This is a genomic window from Aporhodopirellula sallentina SM41, assembly GCF_000346505.1.
Classification (GTDB): Bacteria; Planctomycetota; Planctomycetia; order Pirellulales; family Pirellulaceae; genus Rhodopirellula; species Rhodopirellula sallentina.
On sequence record NZ_ANOH01000407.1, the window covers coordinates 1 to 18,009 of the forward strand.

9 protein-coding genes are annotated in these 18,009 nt (G+C 57.3%); 1 reads left to right on the forward strand and 8 read right to left on the reverse strand.

Annotation, left to right across the window (positions count from 1 at the left end):
- Nucleotides 1-252 precede the first annotated feature (252 nt).
- The 4 genes from RSSM_RS26295 to RSSM_RS26310 all read right to left on the reverse strand — a co-directional run bounded on the left by RSSM_RS26295 (nucleotide 253) and on the right by RSSM_RS26310 (nucleotide 9,608).
- Nucleotides 253-4,932, reverse strand: coding sequence for a DUF4332 domain-containing protein (locus tag RSSM_RS26295; RefSeq protein ID WP_008686933.1), 4,680 nt, complete (start codon nucleotides 4,930-4,932; stop codon nucleotides 253-255).
- 332 nt (nucleotides 4,933-5,264) lie between these two features.
- Entirely contained in the window at nucleotides 5,265-5,627 is a 363-nt protein-coding gene (locus RSSM_RS26300) for a SpoIIAA family protein (RefSeq protein ID WP_044303720.1), read from the reverse strand.
- Nucleotides 5,628-5,911: 284 nt separating this feature from the next.
- Nucleotides 5,912-8,032, reverse strand: a complete 2,121-nt coding sequence (locus tag RSSM_RS26305) for a site-2 protease family protein (RefSeq protein WP_008686937.1) — start codon at nucleotides 8,030-8,032, stop codon at nucleotides 5,912-5,914.
- Nucleotides 8,033-8,249: 217 nt separating this feature from the next.
- The gene (locus RSSM_RS26310; protein ID WP_008686939.1) at nucleotides 8,250-9,608 is read right to left on the reverse strand and encodes a 1-deoxy-D-xylulose-5-phosphate reductoisomerase; all 1,359 of its coding nucleotides are present in this window, start codon (nucleotides 9,606-9,608) and stop codon (nucleotides 8,250-8,252) included.
- 202 nt (nucleotides 9,609-9,810) lie between these two features.
- Here RSSM_RS26310 and ftsH point away from each other — a divergent pair, with 202 nt between their 5' ends.
- Nucleotides 9,811-12,039: an ATP-dependent zinc metalloprotease FtsH gene (gene ftsH / locus RSSM_RS26315; protein ID WP_008686940.1), complete on the forward strand. Its 2,229-nt coding sequence runs from the start codon at nucleotides 9,811-9,813 to the stop codon at nucleotides 12,037-12,039.
- A 142-nt stretch (nucleotides 12,040-12,181) separates the two neighbouring features.
- On the opposite strand, the gene RSSM_RS26320 is transcribed toward ftsH, so the two are convergent.
- The 4 genes from RSSM_RS26320 to RSSM_RS26335 form a co-directional block, all read right to left on the reverse strand.
- Nucleotides 12,182-14,329 (reverse strand): prenyltransferase/squalene oxidase repeat-containing protein, encoded by a 2,148-nt coding sequence (locus RSSM_RS26320; RefSeq protein WP_063709133.1) that lies wholly within the window; start codon nucleotides 14,327-14,329, stop codon nucleotides 12,182-12,184.
- Between the two features lie 109 nt (nucleotides 14,330-14,438).
- A complete protein-coding gene (locus tag RSSM_RS26325) occupies nucleotides 14,439-15,743 on the reverse strand; it encodes an arylsulfatase (RefSeq protein ID WP_236621406.1) in 1,305 nt (434 codons plus the stop codon).
- A gap of 110 nt (nucleotides 15,744-15,853) precedes the next feature.
- Nucleotides 15,854-16,399: a carboxypeptidase-like regulatory domain-containing protein gene (locus RSSM_RS26330; RefSeq protein WP_052336133.1), complete on the reverse strand. Its 546-nt coding sequence runs from the start codon at nucleotides 16,397-16,399 to the stop codon at nucleotides 15,854-15,856.
- A 313-nt stretch (nucleotides 16,400-16,712) separates the two neighbouring features.
- Nucleotides 16,713-17,744, reverse strand: coding sequence for a DUF1559 domain-containing protein (locus RSSM_RS26335; RefSeq protein WP_044303723.1), 1,032 nt, complete (start codon nucleotides 17,742-17,744; stop codon nucleotides 16,713-16,715).
- Nucleotides 17,745-18,009 lie beyond the last annotated feature (265 nt).

The window sequence follows — 18,009 nt, forward strand, 5'->3', positions numbered from 1 at the left end:
GCCAAGACTTTCGGCGATCACCACCCCCTGCCGAAACTCTCGGCGAGTTTCGCTACCTCTGTAAATCCTGAAACGGGACGCGTCCGATCCACGTAGCTGAATTCGTCAGAATCCCGGCCACCGAAAGACTGGCGACCTCATCCTGAAAAACGATCTAACAAGCAAAACGCCTACGGCGACAAACGCAGACGAGGCAGTCGCTGATTGAGCGAATGCCTCGTGAGTTGAGATTGTTTCAAAGACAGCCGGAAACTAGGCGGCCTTGAGTGGCCGATGCTCGGAGGCGTATTCCACCCACTCGGTGACTTCTTCGAGGTCAGGCAGTTTGCCGCCGCGAGCGATACGTTTGCCTTCACTCGAATGTGCGATCGATTCCACGATTGCGAACAACGAAACCGGATCACTCACCGCGAGTTCTTCGGCAGTCGTAACGCCGGCCGCGACGAGGAACTGAGCGTCGTGGCCACGCATCATCGGAACGCGGCATACAAGGGTCGCTTGCTGTTGCCATTCAATCACGGTCGACGCATCAACTCGGCGATGCGCCAATCCGGCGACCACTTCATCCGCGTCGGCTTTCAACAAGTCATCCACGGTGTAGATGCCGATCTTGTTCAATCGTTCCGCCATCCGCGGTCCGATCGAAGGTGCATCGACAACGTCGCTGGACCGTTCGAGATAGAACTTCAACACGCGTTCAGTCGATTCGGTCGTTTCACTCGACCGTGCACTGCCGCTTCCGCTGCCGCTTCCGTGAGCACTGCTGAGGTAACTCTCACGCTCACTCGAGGAACTGCGATAGCTCGCTCCACGATCCGTTCGGTTTCCATCTGACGCGAGGGTTCGAACCTCGCTTCGTCGCGATTCGCGTCCGCTGGATTCGCTCCGACGACTCGAACGGCTGTCCCGTTCACCTCGGCTGGAACGTTCACTTCGTCCTTCCCGTTCGCTGCGTCCTTCCCGCTCGCTGCGGCTTGATCGGTCACGATCCGAATAGGTGCGTCCCGAATCTCGCTCACTGCGACTGCGTGAGGATTGACCTCGTTCGGATTGACGACTCGATCGCGAGGCACGCTCGCCACTACGTCGCGACGACCGCGATGAGCTGCTCGAACGCGATGAAGACGACAGGCTCGATCGACCGGATCGACTCGAGCGTGAATTGCGATCGTAGTCGCCGTCATACTCGCGAGCCAACTCGTCAATTTCGTTCGCGAGACGATCGGCACGTCGCTCGACTTCCACTTCATACCGTTCCTGATCGAAATCGTCATCAGTCAGGTAGACGTCGTTGTTTTCCACATAACGTTTACCGGATCCGTTTTGGCTAACGGTTTCGTAGGTCAAATCGCCGTCTTCGCGGACCACTCGGGTGCGAACACGCCGTCCGTCAACGGTGCGCGATCGTGTGTAAGTGTGGACGCTGCGGTTTGCCGATGCGATCCAACTGGTGATACGCGACAACTCGTAGCTCGTCCCGGAAAGAAGAATCCGTTGCCCGCGTTCGGTTGCGAGGAAAGTCTTCACGCGATCGAGCAGATCGGTGGGATGAATCGCAGCCAATTGAGCGGGATCGGTGACTCCGCAGCCGACGAGAACCCGAGCATCGAAACCACGCAACTGTGGCACGCGGCACATCAACCGGCACTCAGCCTGCCAGCGACGAACCGTCTTGGCGTCCACGCCGGCCAATCCGAGCGTGTCGGCGAGCCGGTTGCTGTCTTGGTTCATCAGGTGGGTAATGTGCGAAATTCCGATCCGGCGGAGACGCTGTGCGGCGACCGCGTCGATCGAAGGAGCAGCATCGATGGGGCTGTCGACGGCCAAAAAGAACGGCACGTCGACGTTCTCGCCTTCACCATCGGAGTGATGTCGCGAGGCGAGACTTTGCGAAACCAACGTTCCTGGTTGAACGTTGTGCGTCTCGGCAACCTCGTTCGCTACGGGGTATGTTGAACTTTGATCGACGTAGTAATACCCGTCACGGTACGCTGCACCTGCGGCAGGAGCATCCGTCGCGGTGGCACAGTACGATGCCTCATCCCGCAACCCGGCGGTTTCTCGCCAAGCACGATCAAACTCGCGGTTCGCCGAACCAGCGTCGGTCCAATCCATTTCATTTCGCCGACCGCTGGCCGGAAGACCGTCCACGTTGATCGTGTGCGGTCCGGTGTAGCGATCATGCCGTTCACCATCTCGCCACATCGGGCGGTGCGGGTGGACAATGCGTTGGGTGTGTAGAGCGAAGGAGCGTGCTCCCGATCGCTTCAGTACATCGGCGAGTGGAGCATGCTCGGTCAAAACCAATAGCTGGCGGCCCGCCGCGGCATAGTCCGCGAGTGCCGACGCGATAGTGTCGCCGTAGATTCCTTCCCGCGTCCAGTGCTGATACGCCTCCGGTGCAGTCGCGTGATACTTGCCAGCGATTGAGTAGGCATCCCGTCCGGCAAACAGCTCCGAGTGGGTTTCCATGACCAACGGGATCGCCTGCCCCATCCGGCCGAGCAATTCGCCGGCGGCCATTCGAACGGCCAAACAAGCAACCGCTCGTGTGGCCGCAGTCACGTTTCGTTCGTCAACGTCATCGATAACGACGGCGACGCGGCGTCCTTCGGTGCGGTTGTCCGCGACGAAGTCGGCGTGCTGACCATTCGCCTCGAGCGTTGTGTAAGGATCCGTCGTGGCCGGCGTCACGGTCCACCGGATCACGCGGTGGCGTCCGCCTGACAGACGAACGAGCCAACGACTCGCCAATTCTGCGAGCGACGATTCCCGACGAGCGATCGGACGGAAACGGTTCAACTCAGTAACGATTTCATCGCGCCGACGGTTCAAACGAGCGAGCTCTTCGTTGGGAACACGCACATGCACGGGACGAGCACGCAAAGTTCGGATCTGCACATCGAGTGCACTCAAACGTTCATTGCAACGAGCAATTTCCTCGTCGAATGAGAAGACCTCTGAACGCAGTGACTCCGTTCGCAACGAATCCGCTTGAGCCGACGCAACAGCCCCGTAAGGTGCCGCTGCCGTGTAGTCGACACCGGCTCCACGCATCCCGATCGGATAAACCGGATCGACGATCGGAAGGTGGCGTTGCGAGTGACGCAGCGACGCGGTCTGATCCAACACACGACGCAATTCGTTTTCAATTCCAGCGAGTTCTTCGTTGGCGGCCCGTCGTTCGGCTGACCAATCGAGTTCACGACTCGAGACGCCCGCAAAATCTCGCTGCCAATTGTTATGCCGCGATGCGAGCATTTCGACCACGCGATGCCGATGCGACATCAGATAGTCGAGTGAACGAGTCAACTCGGCAATCGTGGCATCCAAACTCGACGCGTTGAGGTAGTCACGCTGACGCAGTTGCGAACGAACACGACGCAGCGACTCTTCCATCACACCGCCGCGTTGATTTTCGTAAATCCATGTGTAGGGCTCATCCAAACGTGACGCATCGGCCGAACCAGATGCATCAAATCGGGACAACAACCAATCGAGGTGACGAGTCGTCGCTTCAACTCGCATCGCCAGATCATCAACCGGACGCAGTGGTTGGTAGGCACGGTTGTAGAAGTCGCCCCAAGGACGATCGCTGCGATAACGGTCGATCTCGCGAACGAAGTAGTCGTATCGACGGCCTTGCATCCAAGAGTCATCGAGCCATTCGTACGAATTCACATACGGAATGTCTTGGCGAACCGACGAAGCCAACAAATCACGCAGACCACGCACGTCGCCCAAGACACGTCGCAGCGAAACGATCTCACGATCGGCCTGACGAATACGGCTTTGCAATTGTTCTGCCGAAGTGTCTTGCCAGTGACGAGGCAACGGGTATTCGAACGAGTGCACCTCTCCGCTGCGATAGGGCGAATGCCCGAGCGAAGCATTCGCGAACGACTTCGAATCCAGTTCGGCAATCCAGCGTTGCAATTCAGCAGCACGCGATCGCAGCACATCGGCACGCTGATGAAGGATACGCAAACGAGACGTGTTCGCCTCCCACGAGGCTGCCGACGCGGCGGGATAGCGGGCGTCGATCGGTCCCCACGAACTCGCATAAGGAACCACGGGAGCGTGGTAGCGACCGCGGGCACGGATGGACTCTTCTCGCCGGACAACGAGCGAGTCACGCCGCCGCAGTGTGTCCTGACGCTCGCGTGTCAGGTTAGCGATTTCAGCATCAACCGACGTGTCACGCTGAGGCTCGGCACAGTAACGTTCTTCATATGAATTCAACTTGGCGATTTCCGCCTCGACATCCGCCAACTCGCTTCGCAACTCACGGCGACGACGTTCATCACGGTCGCGGTACGCTTCACCCGCAAAGCCGTTCTCGGCGTAGTGAGCAGTCTCGTTTTCGAAAGGCAGTCGTGCCAGATCTTCACGATCGAGTCCCGCTGACACGCACGACGCGACCACGCGAGACACGCTGCTGACCGTCGTGTCGACCATCACGCCGTCAACGATGGATTCGGGAATCCGGATCCCGCTAAGAGTCCGATTGGCGAGCGATGCCCGGTAGTTCGACGCGGTATGATTGACGGCATCGGTTCGGTACCCCGAGTCGCGATGCAGCGATTGAACGTGCGGTCCGTCGAACCAACCGTCGGTGTATCCGTCCCAGATCCCCGCGGTTTCGCTTCGCGGTTCGAACTCGACCGTTCGGCGTCCACCGGGAGTGCCGTCTTGTTCGCGGCGACAGTGAATCCAGCCGTTTTGATTGACCCACACGACACGCCCGGCCGATCCGCTCAGCATCCCGCGAGGGTATTCGCGATCGATCAGGGAGTCACGGATGAAGCGGCAGATCGCGGTCTTTCCTGAACCGGGTGCCCCCAAGAGAACGTTCAGGTGATGCGACAGCGGGCCCAGTTCCACTCGGCTCAACGGGCCATGGCTGTCGATTTCGATTCGATCCAACAACATCGTGCTTACGCTCCATTCCTTGGGTGCGAGCGGCCGACGATTCAAACGGTCGACCAACTGTGGCGAAGGTTCTGAGCAGTCCTGCTCAGAGCGGGTTCCCGCGCCGGGATTATTTCCAGCGAGAACTTTAGTCGAATTAGCGATTTTCCCGAAAGACCTAATTCGTGAAACTGAAATCGAGGGTCCGCCACGGCAATTTCACGCTCTGACTGCGGAAAACGCGACACTTTTCGCGACGAGGCCGTGCGTTTCCCCCGGAGAGGCAGGTGAACAAAAATGAATTTTTTCGGAGTTTCCTGCCCGAGCCTCAACCAAACAACGACCGAGATTGCCTATCCCATCAGCCAGTTCTTCGCCGCCACCACATCGCTCGATTCAAAATGCTTGATCTCGGCCGAAACGAAGTGACCTGCAAGATGCTCCGCGAAATCCCCGATTTTGGAATCCGTCACGATCGCCACTTTGCCGATCTGTTTGTGGTGATCGCGAACGAAACGAAAGTGTGCGACCATCGCTCCGAGATCCTTCCATCCGGGGAACGACGGTGCGTCGATGAACAGACCGCGAAGCCCACCGCCCGTTTCGATAAACGGATCGACCACCTCCGACAACGTCTCAAAATCGCGTTCCTCGAGAGCACCCTCGGGACGCACGAACAAAAGAGCGGATTCCGCATCAAGTTCGAAATCGATCATCAAATCCACCTGCTAACTAGAAGGACGTCGACACACCAGTCAAAACTGACCAGCCTCAACGTCTAGCATAACGCAAACGAAACATCGGTGATCCAACGAAACATCGCCTCATCCAGATGCAGCGTTTCTTCCGTGCTAGCAGTCCGCCACACACCTCCCGAAAACTCATCAGCCGATCGGCCTTAGCCGCGGTTTGCATGGAACAACCGAAGCAAACGCCCACCGGCTAAAAGGCATATCAAGGTTTTCGGATGAGCTCCTAGCAGCAGACGCTCAGCGATGTCTTACAGATGCAGGATGTCATTTGCGAAGACAAAGATCATCAACGCCAACAAAGCAAGCACACCGGCGAAGGTGAGCCGCATTTCCAACGCCTCATCGAGCTTCTTGCCGCGAATGGCTTCGGCGATCAGGAACAACATGTGACCTCCGTCGAGAGCCGGGATGGGCAGGAAGTTCAAGATCGCCAAGTTCATGCTCAGCATCGTCAAGAACAGCAACTGGGCCGAGATGCCTCGTTCGGCTTCGTAGCTGGCCATTTGAGCGATTCGAATCGGACCGCCGAGGAATTTGGCTTGGACTTTGCCTGAAACCAGCATCCCAAGGAAACGTCCGACGTTCTCCAGCCCACGAATTCCTTCACGCAACCCCAAGGCGAGAGCGTTGCCCACCGAGTCGGCGGTTTGAATCATCTCCACGTCGCTGAAGTTCATACCACGCTCGTACCAATTGCGGTCGGAGGTCTGGACCTTCAATGTTGCTTCGATCACCGATCCTTCTGGCGGACGTGTCGCCTTGACGAGCACTTCGCTGCCGACCGGCAAAACCTGAACGGTTTCCATCAACACGCCGAGAGGCATCGTCGCGCCGAGCTCCCATCCTTCGGTTAGCTTTTTCATCGTCGGCTCGCCGAGTTGGGCGGCCAACGCGTCACGTGCCGATTGATCGGGGAAGCGAATCCGTACTTCTTTGACTTCGTCTCCCGATTGCAGCGGACTGTCACTGCTGGTAACCGATTCCACAATGGTCGTCGGGTTGTACGCCAATCCGAGTGGCGTGCTGGCCATCGTTTCACCGAGTTCTGAAACCGGCGGTTTGGTTTGGAAACCTTCGTCAGGAACGACCGTCAGGGTCTCCGTCGTTGCATCGTCCCCGGCGCCACGCCGCACGGTAATTTCGACCGGTTCGCCGGCGGGCCAGGACTGCAACAAGAACGTGTAAGCGTCGACCGACTCGTCACCATTGACGGCAACGATTTGATCACCAACCTGCATCCCGGCGGCTTCGGCAGGTCCGTCCTTCATCAAGGAAGTGATCTCACCGATTCGGAAACGAACACCAAACTCTTTCTCAGGCTGCGGCGGCAACTCAACGGTGCGCTCGGTTCCGTCTTGACGAAGCAACGTCAACGAAATCGTCTTCGATGGCTGCCCGTAGATTTGATTGAGCAGCGGTGCAATCGGCATCATCGAATCACGATCAGCCCGCGTTCCGTTCCAACCAACGATTTCAGCACCGGCGTCGTCATCGGTCAGGACCTTCGACGCAACCGAGCCCGGCATCGCGTAGATCGACGGCAGCAACTTGCCACTGATCGGTCCGTGAATTCCGATCATCCGCAGGCTCGGTTCGAGCGGATGCGGTTTCGGCATCAGCGAGTATTCGCGTGAATCGCTGCCGTAGGAGAACCGAACATCGATCGGCTCGTCGGGATTATCCATCCCCTCGGTCATGATCGCCGTTTGCATCTTGCTGAAATGCATCTGCGTGTCTTCATCCGAGTGGGCGATCGATGTGACCAACCCACCGGGCTGCACGCCTGCCGTCCAAGCCGCACCGCCGGGCGTCACGCCACCGACGATTGCCGGTGTGTACGGCACGCCATAGAAGAACGCGATCGCGGCGAACAGAATGCCGGTGATGACATTCATTACGACACCCGCGCTGATGATGATCATCCGCTGCCACACGGTTTTGGCCGGATAGCTTCGGGGATCGAGCTTTTCGGGCTCGCCGTTCTCGCCGCTTTCTCGAATCCGCTTGGCCTCCTCTTCCGCTTTGCGCGGATCGTCATCCTGGCCCAGCATTTTGACGTAGCCGCCCAGGGGAATGATTCCGATCCCGTACTCGGTCTCGCCGTAGGTGAATTTGCCGAGCGTGCGTGGGAACTTGATCGGCCCGATCTGCAGCGGCACATCGAACCCAACGTAGAACTTCTCGCACTTCACGCCGAACAGCTTGGCTGCCAAAAAGTGCCCGAGTTCGTGCACGAAAATGACCAATCCGATGCCCACGAGGACTTTGGTCCACAACCACGTTCCGCTCAAAAAGGAGGCGAAAAAACCGGGTTCGTCGGTCGCCGCCAAGAGCGTGGCGAAGAATGAAAGATCAGACAGCAATGACATAAGGTGAGGCTACGGCAAAAATCGGAGGGGCGAAAAAGCCAGAGGCGGAGAGTTTAAAGACGCAACATGTTCGCAATTATAGGTTTCGGCGAACACTCTATCGGAAATTCTTACTATCGGAAATTCCAGACAATCCACGGCCTGTTCCCCCGGCGGGCAGGTCGAGAGACGGTCCGATCCAACGATCGCAGGTCAAATCACGGCAAATGGATTACGGCTATGCCACGGAAATGGTTTCGGCGAGTTCCGCCGCTCGGCGGCGCGACCAGGTATCGAGTTCGAGCAACCGGTCCAGCGACGGTGCGGACTCGTGATGGTGGTCGTCCAGCGTCTGTTTGCACAAACGCGCGATGTCAGTAAAGCGAATTTTGCCACTCAGGAACAGAGGAACCGCGGTTTCATTGGCTCCGTTGAGCACCACGCCGGCCGTTCCGCCAACCCGCGCGACCTCAAACCCGAGCTGAAGAGCCGGAAATCGCTCGTGATCGACCGGGATCAAACTCATGTCCCACCGCTGCGTCCGCTCCAGAGGCGGGGCTGGGCAAGGCAGGCGATGCGGGTAAGTCAATGCGTACTGAATCGGCAATCGCATGTCGGGCGGGCTGAGCTGCGCGATCACGCTGCCGTCTTCAAATTCGACGAGCGAATGGATAATCGACTGCGGATGAACGACCACCTCAATTCGGTCCGCAGGAACATCAAACAACCACTTCGCCTCGATAATTTCGAGTGATTTATTCATCATCGTGGCCGAATCGATCGTGATTTTCTGTCCCATGTCCCATGTCGGGTGGTTGAGAGCCTCGGCAGGCGTCGCGGCTTCCATCTCGTCAAACGATGCGTTGAGAAACGGCCCGCCGCTGGCTGTCAAAATCAGTCTCCGCACGCCAGGGAGTTTGTGCCCCGGCGAGCCGAACTCGCACTGCCCGTTGAAGCCAGGCTGGCTGTTTATCCCGGGCAGGCTGTTTACGCTGGGCTGCTGACTCACGCTAGATTGCCCGCTAACGCCCGACAGACTGCTTGGCGGCGTTTTGACTGCCGCGTTTTCCCGTGCCTCGGCCAGGCATTGGTAAATCGCGGAATGTTCGCTGTCGATCGGCAACAGTTCCGAACCGCTCTTTTCCGCCGCCGCAGTCACGACCGGCCCGGCGATGACGAGTGTTTCTTTATTGGCCAACCCGACACGTTTGCCGGCACGGACCGCCTCAAGAGTCGACTCCAACCCGGCACGTCCCACGATCCCCGCGACCACAGTGTCCACGTCCGGCGAGATCGCTGCCCGAACCAATGCTTCCGGTCCCACGTCGAGACGACACCGCTCGGCGAGCTCGGCTTTCGCGATTAGATCGCTCGCACATCTGGCGTTTTGTTCATCCGACACCACGATGGTTTGGGGAACCGGCGACGCTTTTTGCGCCGATTCGATCAATTGGTCGATCCGACGATGCCCCGAAACCGATGCGACGCACCAACCCGCGTCAGGGGCGTACTTCTGAAGGTTTGCGATGACATCGAGCGTGGCGGCACCGATGCTGCCGGTCGCTCCTAGAATCGCGACCCGGCGTCCGTCCGTCATCTTTTCACCTTCTTTATTTCTAACAAAAACCTTGAGTGGCCCGTATGATGCACAAGCAGCACCGGAATCACAATCCGGATAACCGATCCAGTCTCGCGGCGGACGAAGACAGGACGGTTGCGAAACGGTACTCGATAGCCAAAAACCACGCGTACCAGTTAACTTTGATCTTTTCGTCCCTGGGCCTTTTCAAGCATTTCGAATGAGCGACAACCCGAAATCTTCACGTGGATCTTCCGAGCATCGCGGCAGCGGCAACATTTGGTTTGTCCTGATCGTGATTACCATTGCCGTGCTGGTCAGCGCGTTTCTGGTCTCTGACAACCGAAAACGTCTGGCCTACCCCGCCCTGAAGTCGCTGCTCGCCCAGACTGCCGAACTCCATGAGGCCGTACACCAGCAACCTTCGGCACCACAGAACACCGCCGCGAACGATGACACCACATCAAACGATGCCCAGGTGTCTGCGTCTTCACAAACCACAACCGACACCGACGGTTCCGCCGCCGATCAACAGGACTCCCAATCGGAAACATCCGCTGAATCGTCGACGAGCATCGTGCGACGTAACGGGAAACCCGTCGCGCGAATCATCGTCCCCGGTGAAGACGGAAAGGTGTCCTATGAATTCAGCAACCCCAGCGACATTCGCGTCGCCGACGACCGGATCACCGGGAAAGTCGACTACCGCGTTCTTCTCGGCCGCCCCGGTGACGCCAATGTTCAACCTACCCGAGTCGACTTTCTGACGATCCGCGGTTACCCCAACGACGCGATCGCCGCTGATTTCATCGCTCTGTTGGAACGGTCCGGAGTGTCATGGGACAACGATCGGCCGAGCCGTTTCCTGGAAAATCACTGGCCCGAACTGCTGATGATCGGAGTGCTGATCGCACTCGGCATCGTCATGTTGCGGCGGATGGGTGGCGTCGGATCGCCGATGTCGTTCTCACGCAGCCGCGGCAAACTTTACAGCGAAGACGACTTGCCGACCACGTTCGAAGACGTCGCTGGGATTGAAGAAGCCGTCGACGAAGTCCGCGAGGTCGTCGACTTCCTCCGCAACAGCGAAAAGTATCAATCGCTCGGCGGCCGTATCCCCAAAGGCGTTCTGCTGGTCGGACCTCCCGGTACCGGTAAAACGTTGCTCGCCCGAGCGATCGCCGGTGAGGCAGGTGTGCCGTTCTTCAGCCTCTCGGGCAGCGACTTTGTCGAGATGTTCGTCGGCGTCGGTGCCGCCCGTGTTCGGGACATGTTCACCCAAGCCACTAACCGCGCCCCGTGCATCATCTTCATCGACGAACTCGACGCGCTCGGAAAGAGCCGCAGCGGAACGACGGTCGGTGGACATGACGAACGCGAACAAACGCTCAACGCGTTATTGGTGGAAATGGACGGCTTCGGTTCCAATTCCGGAGTGATCGTCGTTGCCGCAACCAACCGTCCCGAAACGCTCGACCCCGCCCTGCTGCGTCCCGGCCGTTTCGACCGCCACGTGTTGGTCGATCGTCCCGACGTCGCCGGACGTGAACAGATCCTGTCGGTGCACGTGAAAAACGTGAAGCTCGATGAGTCCGTCGACCTTCGCAGCATCGCATCGATCACCAGCGGGTTTGTGGGTGCGGACCTGGCGAACCTAGTCAACGAAGCCGCCCTTTTGGCCGCCCGCAACGAACGTCCCGCCGTTGGCATGGAGGAATTCAACGACGCCGTCGAACGAGTGACCGCGGGTCTGGAAAAGAAAAACCGTGTGATGAACGAGGACGAAAAGATCCGCGTTGCTTATCACGAATCGGGACACGCACTTGTTGCCGCAGCGTTGCCGAACACCGACCCGGTTCACAAAGTCAGCATCATCCCTCGCGGCCTCGCGGCGCTGGGCTACATGATGCAGCGTCCCGAATCGGAACGCTTCCTGATGACCAAGAGCGAACTCGAGAGCCAAATGAAAGTTATGCTGGCCGGAACACTCGCTGAAGAAATGATTTTCCAAGACATCAGCACCGGCGCTCAAAACGACCTCGAACGCTGCACCGAAACGGCACGCGGTATGGTCATGGACTACGGCATGAGTCGACTCGGACGCATCAACCTGCGTCGCAGCACACGATCACCGTTTCTCAACAACGGCGGCATGGGCGAGTACCAAGTCGTGCACAGTGAAGAGATGGCCAAGATGATCGACAAGGAAGTTTCGCGGATCGTCGATGACATGCTCGTGCAAACCCGCGAGATCCTTCAACAACGTCGCGAAGTCCTCGAAGCCGTCACGCAGCGATTGCTCGAAGTCGAATCGATCGACAGCGATGAATTGATGCGGCTCATTCGCGAACACAGCGCGGGTCCGTGGCTCGTCCCCGGCACGGTCAACGAAAAACCGAAAGCCAAAATCGTGCCACGCAAGAGCGATGATAACGTGCAGTCGAAGTAACGTGGCAACGCCCGCGTTGCCGTACATCCGGCGGCCTGATTCCTAGCGAACCTAGCGACAGGGATCAGGCCCGGCAGACTTCAAAATACTCGACCGCGATTGCCCGCGAAGCCGGCAACAGTCCTCGCAAATTACCAGCGGCTCATACGACCTTGAACTTGACCGTTTGACTGACGTGGTCGTCCGATTCGAGCGAGCGGACCACTGCGGTCGCCTGATGGGAGCCAGCCCGGATCTCCGGAATCTCCCAAAGATGGTATCGATCTACCAATTGGCCGCCCATTTTCTTGCCGCCGCGGCGTTCGACAACACGTGGCTGCACCGGTTCGCCGTCGACCGTGAGAGAAACAAACTCCGCGAGCGGAGCCTTTAACTGTCCCCGGGCCGCGTTGCGATGAGCACACCGAACGCGGAGGTTGACGCCCATTTCAGGTTGGCCCGCTTCGTATCGATCTTCCGATCGAATGACTACGAGAGAAACCGGCGGACGCGAGATTGTGGGGTTGTCCCACCAACGCCACGCGTTCTGTTGCTTCATAACCATGTCGGCAACGAACTGTGATCCCGGATGCATCCGCAATCGATTTTCGGTCACCTCGTCGCGCCGCACCGGTGCCGTCCAACAGTTCTGTAGCGCCGTCAGCCATCCTTGCCAGGTCGGTTCTTTGGCGAGAAACAACGTCCGGAATCCGCTCGTCTTGTCCGCAAACCACCACGGCTCGATCCCGTGTGCGTCCTGCAACGCAATGAACGGCAACTGACCGGCGTAGCGTTTCAAGAAAGGCTCGCTGTTGGTGAAGTCAGGGTTGCCGAAATGGAACGTGCTGATCGCTGCGAAACCACCCTGCTGCATTGAGTCATCGAGAAAGAGACGCGTGAGTTCTTCGTTCTCACCGAATTGCCAAATCAATCGGCCATCGTTCCTATTCAGTCGCGACACCCGTCGTTGCCGGAATTCGGGCCACGGAAGCTCACCCTGATCGGCGAGCGATTCGCCCATGTCTCCGTCGGCCGGCGCGATCACGTCGCTCGTGTGACTGTACGTCCCCAAACCGGGCACATCGACCCACGTCCCGTACTCTTCGTTGGCACGAAAAAACGTTACCTGTACCTTTTGTTGATCGGCAATCTTCTGTGCCGCTTCGAGCCATCCGGGCTCTGAATTCTTGGCACCCCACAAATGTATTTTCAAACTCTCGGCGAGACGAACGACGTCGGCAGGACTTCCCTGCCCATGCGCTTCCACCTGGCATGAAAACACTTTGAGATCCTGCGGCGGTTTGACAACAACGGTTTGCGATGCCGCCTCACAGGTAAGTGGCTGATCCAGCGCGCCGAGTTCTTTCAATGCGTCGATGGCATAGAACGTCGCGACCGGATTGCTTCGCCAACCGGGCCGATCACCAAAACCTCCGTCCTCGTTGAAGCAAGAATGAATCCAACCGATTAACGCCTCCGGGTCCGCCGGCTGACTTCGCAGGATCGACAACCCACGCACCGCTGCCCAGCAATACGCGATGTCCTCTTGATTGGCAAACGGTGGCTCGGGGCACCATCGAAAACCACCGCTCGGTCCCTGGCACGATTGAATCCACTCAGCGGTCTCCTCGCGTTTTTCATCCTCGCGGCCGAGCAACTCAAGTGCCTCCAGTCCCCAAAGCGTGTTCAGCACATGACCTTCGCCTCCCTGACTGGCCGGTGTGTTGTTGAAGCCACCGTTTTCGCGTCGACGCCCATCGAGATAGGCGATCCATTCGGGCGAGAGATCATCCAACGACATGCCCAATAAGGCGCGGCACGTGAACACTTTGAGTTGAAAGCGAAAGACCGGGTAGCGGTGTTTTTCGTACTGCGGCAAATAAGGCACCGGCGAGGTCCACTCACTCACAACGTCGACGAAGTCGGAAACATCCGCACCCAGCCAACGCAGCGACTGGATCTGCTGAAACTCGAAATCACGATGCTCTTGTTCGAGTCTTTTCCACGCGGCCGGATGATGGGTGCGAACAAAACTTTCGAGATATTCCGTATCGCTCGGCAACGCTCCCAAGTGATGCAAACACCCAATCACAGCATGCGTCGGCGTCAAATGCGACTCCTGTTGATCCTGCCATCCATAGCCGTGGTCCGGCCGAGCATGACCCGCCAAATAGGCCTCAACTCGCGAATGCCAACTATCAACGTCCGACTCACTCCCGTGCACCCCAGAACAGGTCGCGATAGATGCCCCCAAGGCGACGCCCTGACGAAACAATTCCCTTCGATTCAACCCGGTGGAACGATGGTCCATAAAAGTGACTTATGAGAAGGTTTTGAAATTGACCGACAAAAATTTGACAAACCAACTTGGAATGCCAAGCCGATGATGCAGACCACATCCCGCAGCGGGCAAAGCCGAGCTATGGCGTGGAAGGAATCTGCCAGACATCGGAATGCGTGCGTTCCGATTGAAGGAAAGACTCGAACTTCTCGACGAGTTCAGGATGCTCGGAAGCAACGTCATTGTCCTCATGCACATCCGATGGTAAATCGTAAAGTTCGAGCGGCTTGCCGACGCCATTGCGAACGGCTTTCCAATCACCAATCCGCGCCGCCTGCGTGAACCCACGCTCGTGAAATTCCCAGTACATGGGTGGATGCTCGACGATTTTGTTTTCGAGCAACGCAGGCAATATCGAAACGCCGTCAGTCGGCGTTTCGCACGATTGCCCGGTCAAGTCGGCCATCGTCGGCATCATGTCCCAAAACGACCAGACCTGTTCGCTCACCGTGCCGGCAGCAATCTTTCCTGGCCACCGCGCAATGCTGGGCGAGCGGATGCCTCCCTCGTACATCGAACGTTTTCGTCCTCGCAAGGGTCCGGAGTGGTTGAAGCGGGGAAACTGGTGAACGGCACCGTTGTCACTGGTGAAAAACACCAACGTTTGATCGTCAATCTTCAGTTCCTTCAGAACATCCATCAGCCGACCGACGTCAGAATCCATTCTAGAAATCATCGCGGCACAGATCTTTTCATTTTCCGACCATGGTTTATCAGCATACGCACCGAGCGATGGCACCTGCAGTTTCTTGTGCGGAATGGTGAATGCCAAATACAAGAAGAACGGCGACTGATGATTCCTCCGCACAAAACCCAACGCTTCCTCCGCCATCACGTCATGCGAATAAGTGTTCGGATCGAGTGGAACCTTCTCTTCGTTTCGCCAGAGGTATTCAGGGTAATAACTGTGTGCGTTTCGCTGGCAATTGTAGCCGTAGAAATACTCAAACCCCATGGTGCCGGGAGTGCTATGCGAACCCGGATACCCGAGCCCCCATTTCCCGATCAACCCGGTTCGATACCCTGCGTTCTGCATCATATGAGCCAACGTCTTGGTATCCGCAGGCATTGGCAATTGTCCGACCGGATCGATCTTATGATTGCCGCGAACGAAACAATGTCCCGTATGCAATCCTGTCATCAAGGTGCATCGAGACGGGGCACAAACGGTGGCCCCCGCGTACGCTTGCGTGAAACGCATCCCCTCGGACGCGATCCGATCAATGCAGGGCGTTTGGATGTGCTCCTGGCCGAAACAGCCGAGTTCGCCATACCCCAAATCATCCGCCAAGATGAAAATCACATTGGGGTGATCAGCCGAGTAAACGTTCGGTCCTACCGACGCGGCACCCAAACCAATCCACACGAGGAGGAAGAATCGCACCAGAGGGGACACCCATCGTTTGCTTGGAAAACCGATTGCATTCACCTGTTTCTGAAATTGGGGCGGGGAGGAAAGCGAGTTCGTTCGCAACGTTCGATCGAGATTCATATTCAACGATTGTCCGCCAAGACGTTTTTCTTTTCCGGAGCTCCGACCAACTCGATCAGCAGATCGTCATTGCCGTCACTGGAAATGGATGCGGTCAAACCGGATTCGTCAACAATCCCATAGGTGGCCGGAATCATCGATTGCTCGGAATGATAAATCGGCGGTAGGACCTGGGGGTTGTCGGGGTTCTCTTGCAATTCAATGTCCAATTTCGTGACCGTCACGTTGTACTCTCCGGCGACTGCTCCGTCGCCGTCGTCAAACGTGGTCAGATAGAACTCGCCGTTCGCCTCAGTCCGGCCGAACGCAGCATAATTCCCTTCGACTGGTCGGAACGTGACCACCGCGCCTTCAAGCGGCGTGCCGTTGAACGTCGCAACTCCGGATGCATCCACCAAAGGCGGGCGAGCGTCTTTCCATCGGTCCGAACCGCCTGAGCAACCGGACAGGATCAAACTACTCGACAATACCGTGCACGACAAACACACGGCCAGCAGACCGCTGCCTTTGCAATTCACATCAACTCTCATCACGCTTCTCTCATACATATTAGGTAAATTCAGAACGCCCCATCAAATAAATCAGTCAACTAAAAAACACTGTCAACTAAAAAGCGCTGTCAATTGACACGGTCCGATTCGTCCACGGAAGAAAACTGACTTCACGTGATAGCACTGCGACGAGTGTTGCAAATCCGAGGATCAAAGATGTCACTCCCGGTGCCCCCCGCGCGTCCCTTCGGACTCGGGCGATCGTTCAATCACCGAGAAACCATCCGGTCGGCCCGTCGAAGCGTTACGGCATCGACAGACCGACCAACACCAGTCGCAATCCACAAACTTCGCGATGTGGTTAACGAACTCAGATAGGATCGAGAACTTCGGATCCGGCCCGCGAACCGAGAGCGCCCCAGACACCGAACGGACTCTTCCCAGGCGAGTCACTCAAATCGGCATCAACCGATTGGTTGCCGCTATCGATCGAGTCGGTAATGAAATGAACCGACGCGTCCGCAAAGAGGACATAACATCCGCCAACATGAAGGCTCCCGGCGGTATGGAAACCGAATGTGTTGGCACTGCTACTTTTGACACACGACGGAGAGTTCGGAGGCAGAATCGTGTTAAACCCACTGACTCCCATCGAGCCATCAACCCAGTTCACACCGACAAAGTCTTGCGCGTTTGAGGGAGTGAAGTATTGATTTGTCGCATTGTTGAACTCGCCACGGCAATTCGTTGGAATCGATCCGGCACTGCTGTTTCCCGTCAGCACATGCCCCAAGTCCGCCTTGGATAACGGCAATCGACGTTCTGCCATCAAGATCGTATTCGATGTACCGTCGAGACAATCGCGGAACTTCAGATAGCTGTACTTGCTGAACATCCCGCGGAACTCCGCGGGGCTGGCATCGATCGAATCTCCCATGCAGTACATGTAGTTGTTTCGTTTCTTATCACCGAGCCAACCACTGACGTCTCCGTCCTTGATGTGGCTTGGTTGTGACGGACACAGAAAGGTTGCGACACCCTTTTTGTAGGGTTCGAATCCCGAGTCCCAAGGCTTTGGTCCGAACGGCGGGTACGGACTCGCAGGATGACCGATCTGCTCATAGAGGGCTGTCTCTTCCAAGAACGGGAGCAAGCCAACATGACCGCTTTGGTATCCATAGTTGCCGCCACGCAGCGCGACAAACGCACGATTCATGTCGTGGTAGTTGTGCAATGCCAAACCAAACTGCTTCATGTTGTTGGAACACTGCATACGGCGAGCGGCCTCGCGTGCCGATTGCACGGCGGGCAGTAGCAACCCGACCAAGATGCCGATGATCGCGATGACGACCAACAACTCGATTAGCGTAAAGCCACGGCGGGCTAAAACTTTTGACTTCATCATTTCTGTTCCTGTGATCTGTTGTGTGTGACCTTTTACAATCCGACTGCCAACGTGGGGGAACCTATGGAGACATCCGGATGTTCAATTTGCGCCCGAAAGATATCGCTCGAACTCGACTCATCAACCGCGAAAACGAGCCGAAGAGGAAAAGCACACACGACATTCACCGGGCCTTAACGTTGGCGATTCGCCGGCAGAACTAGCGGTTCGCCCACCGCCACTAACGCCCTGGAAGGGGACACACCACATTTCGCCAACACTC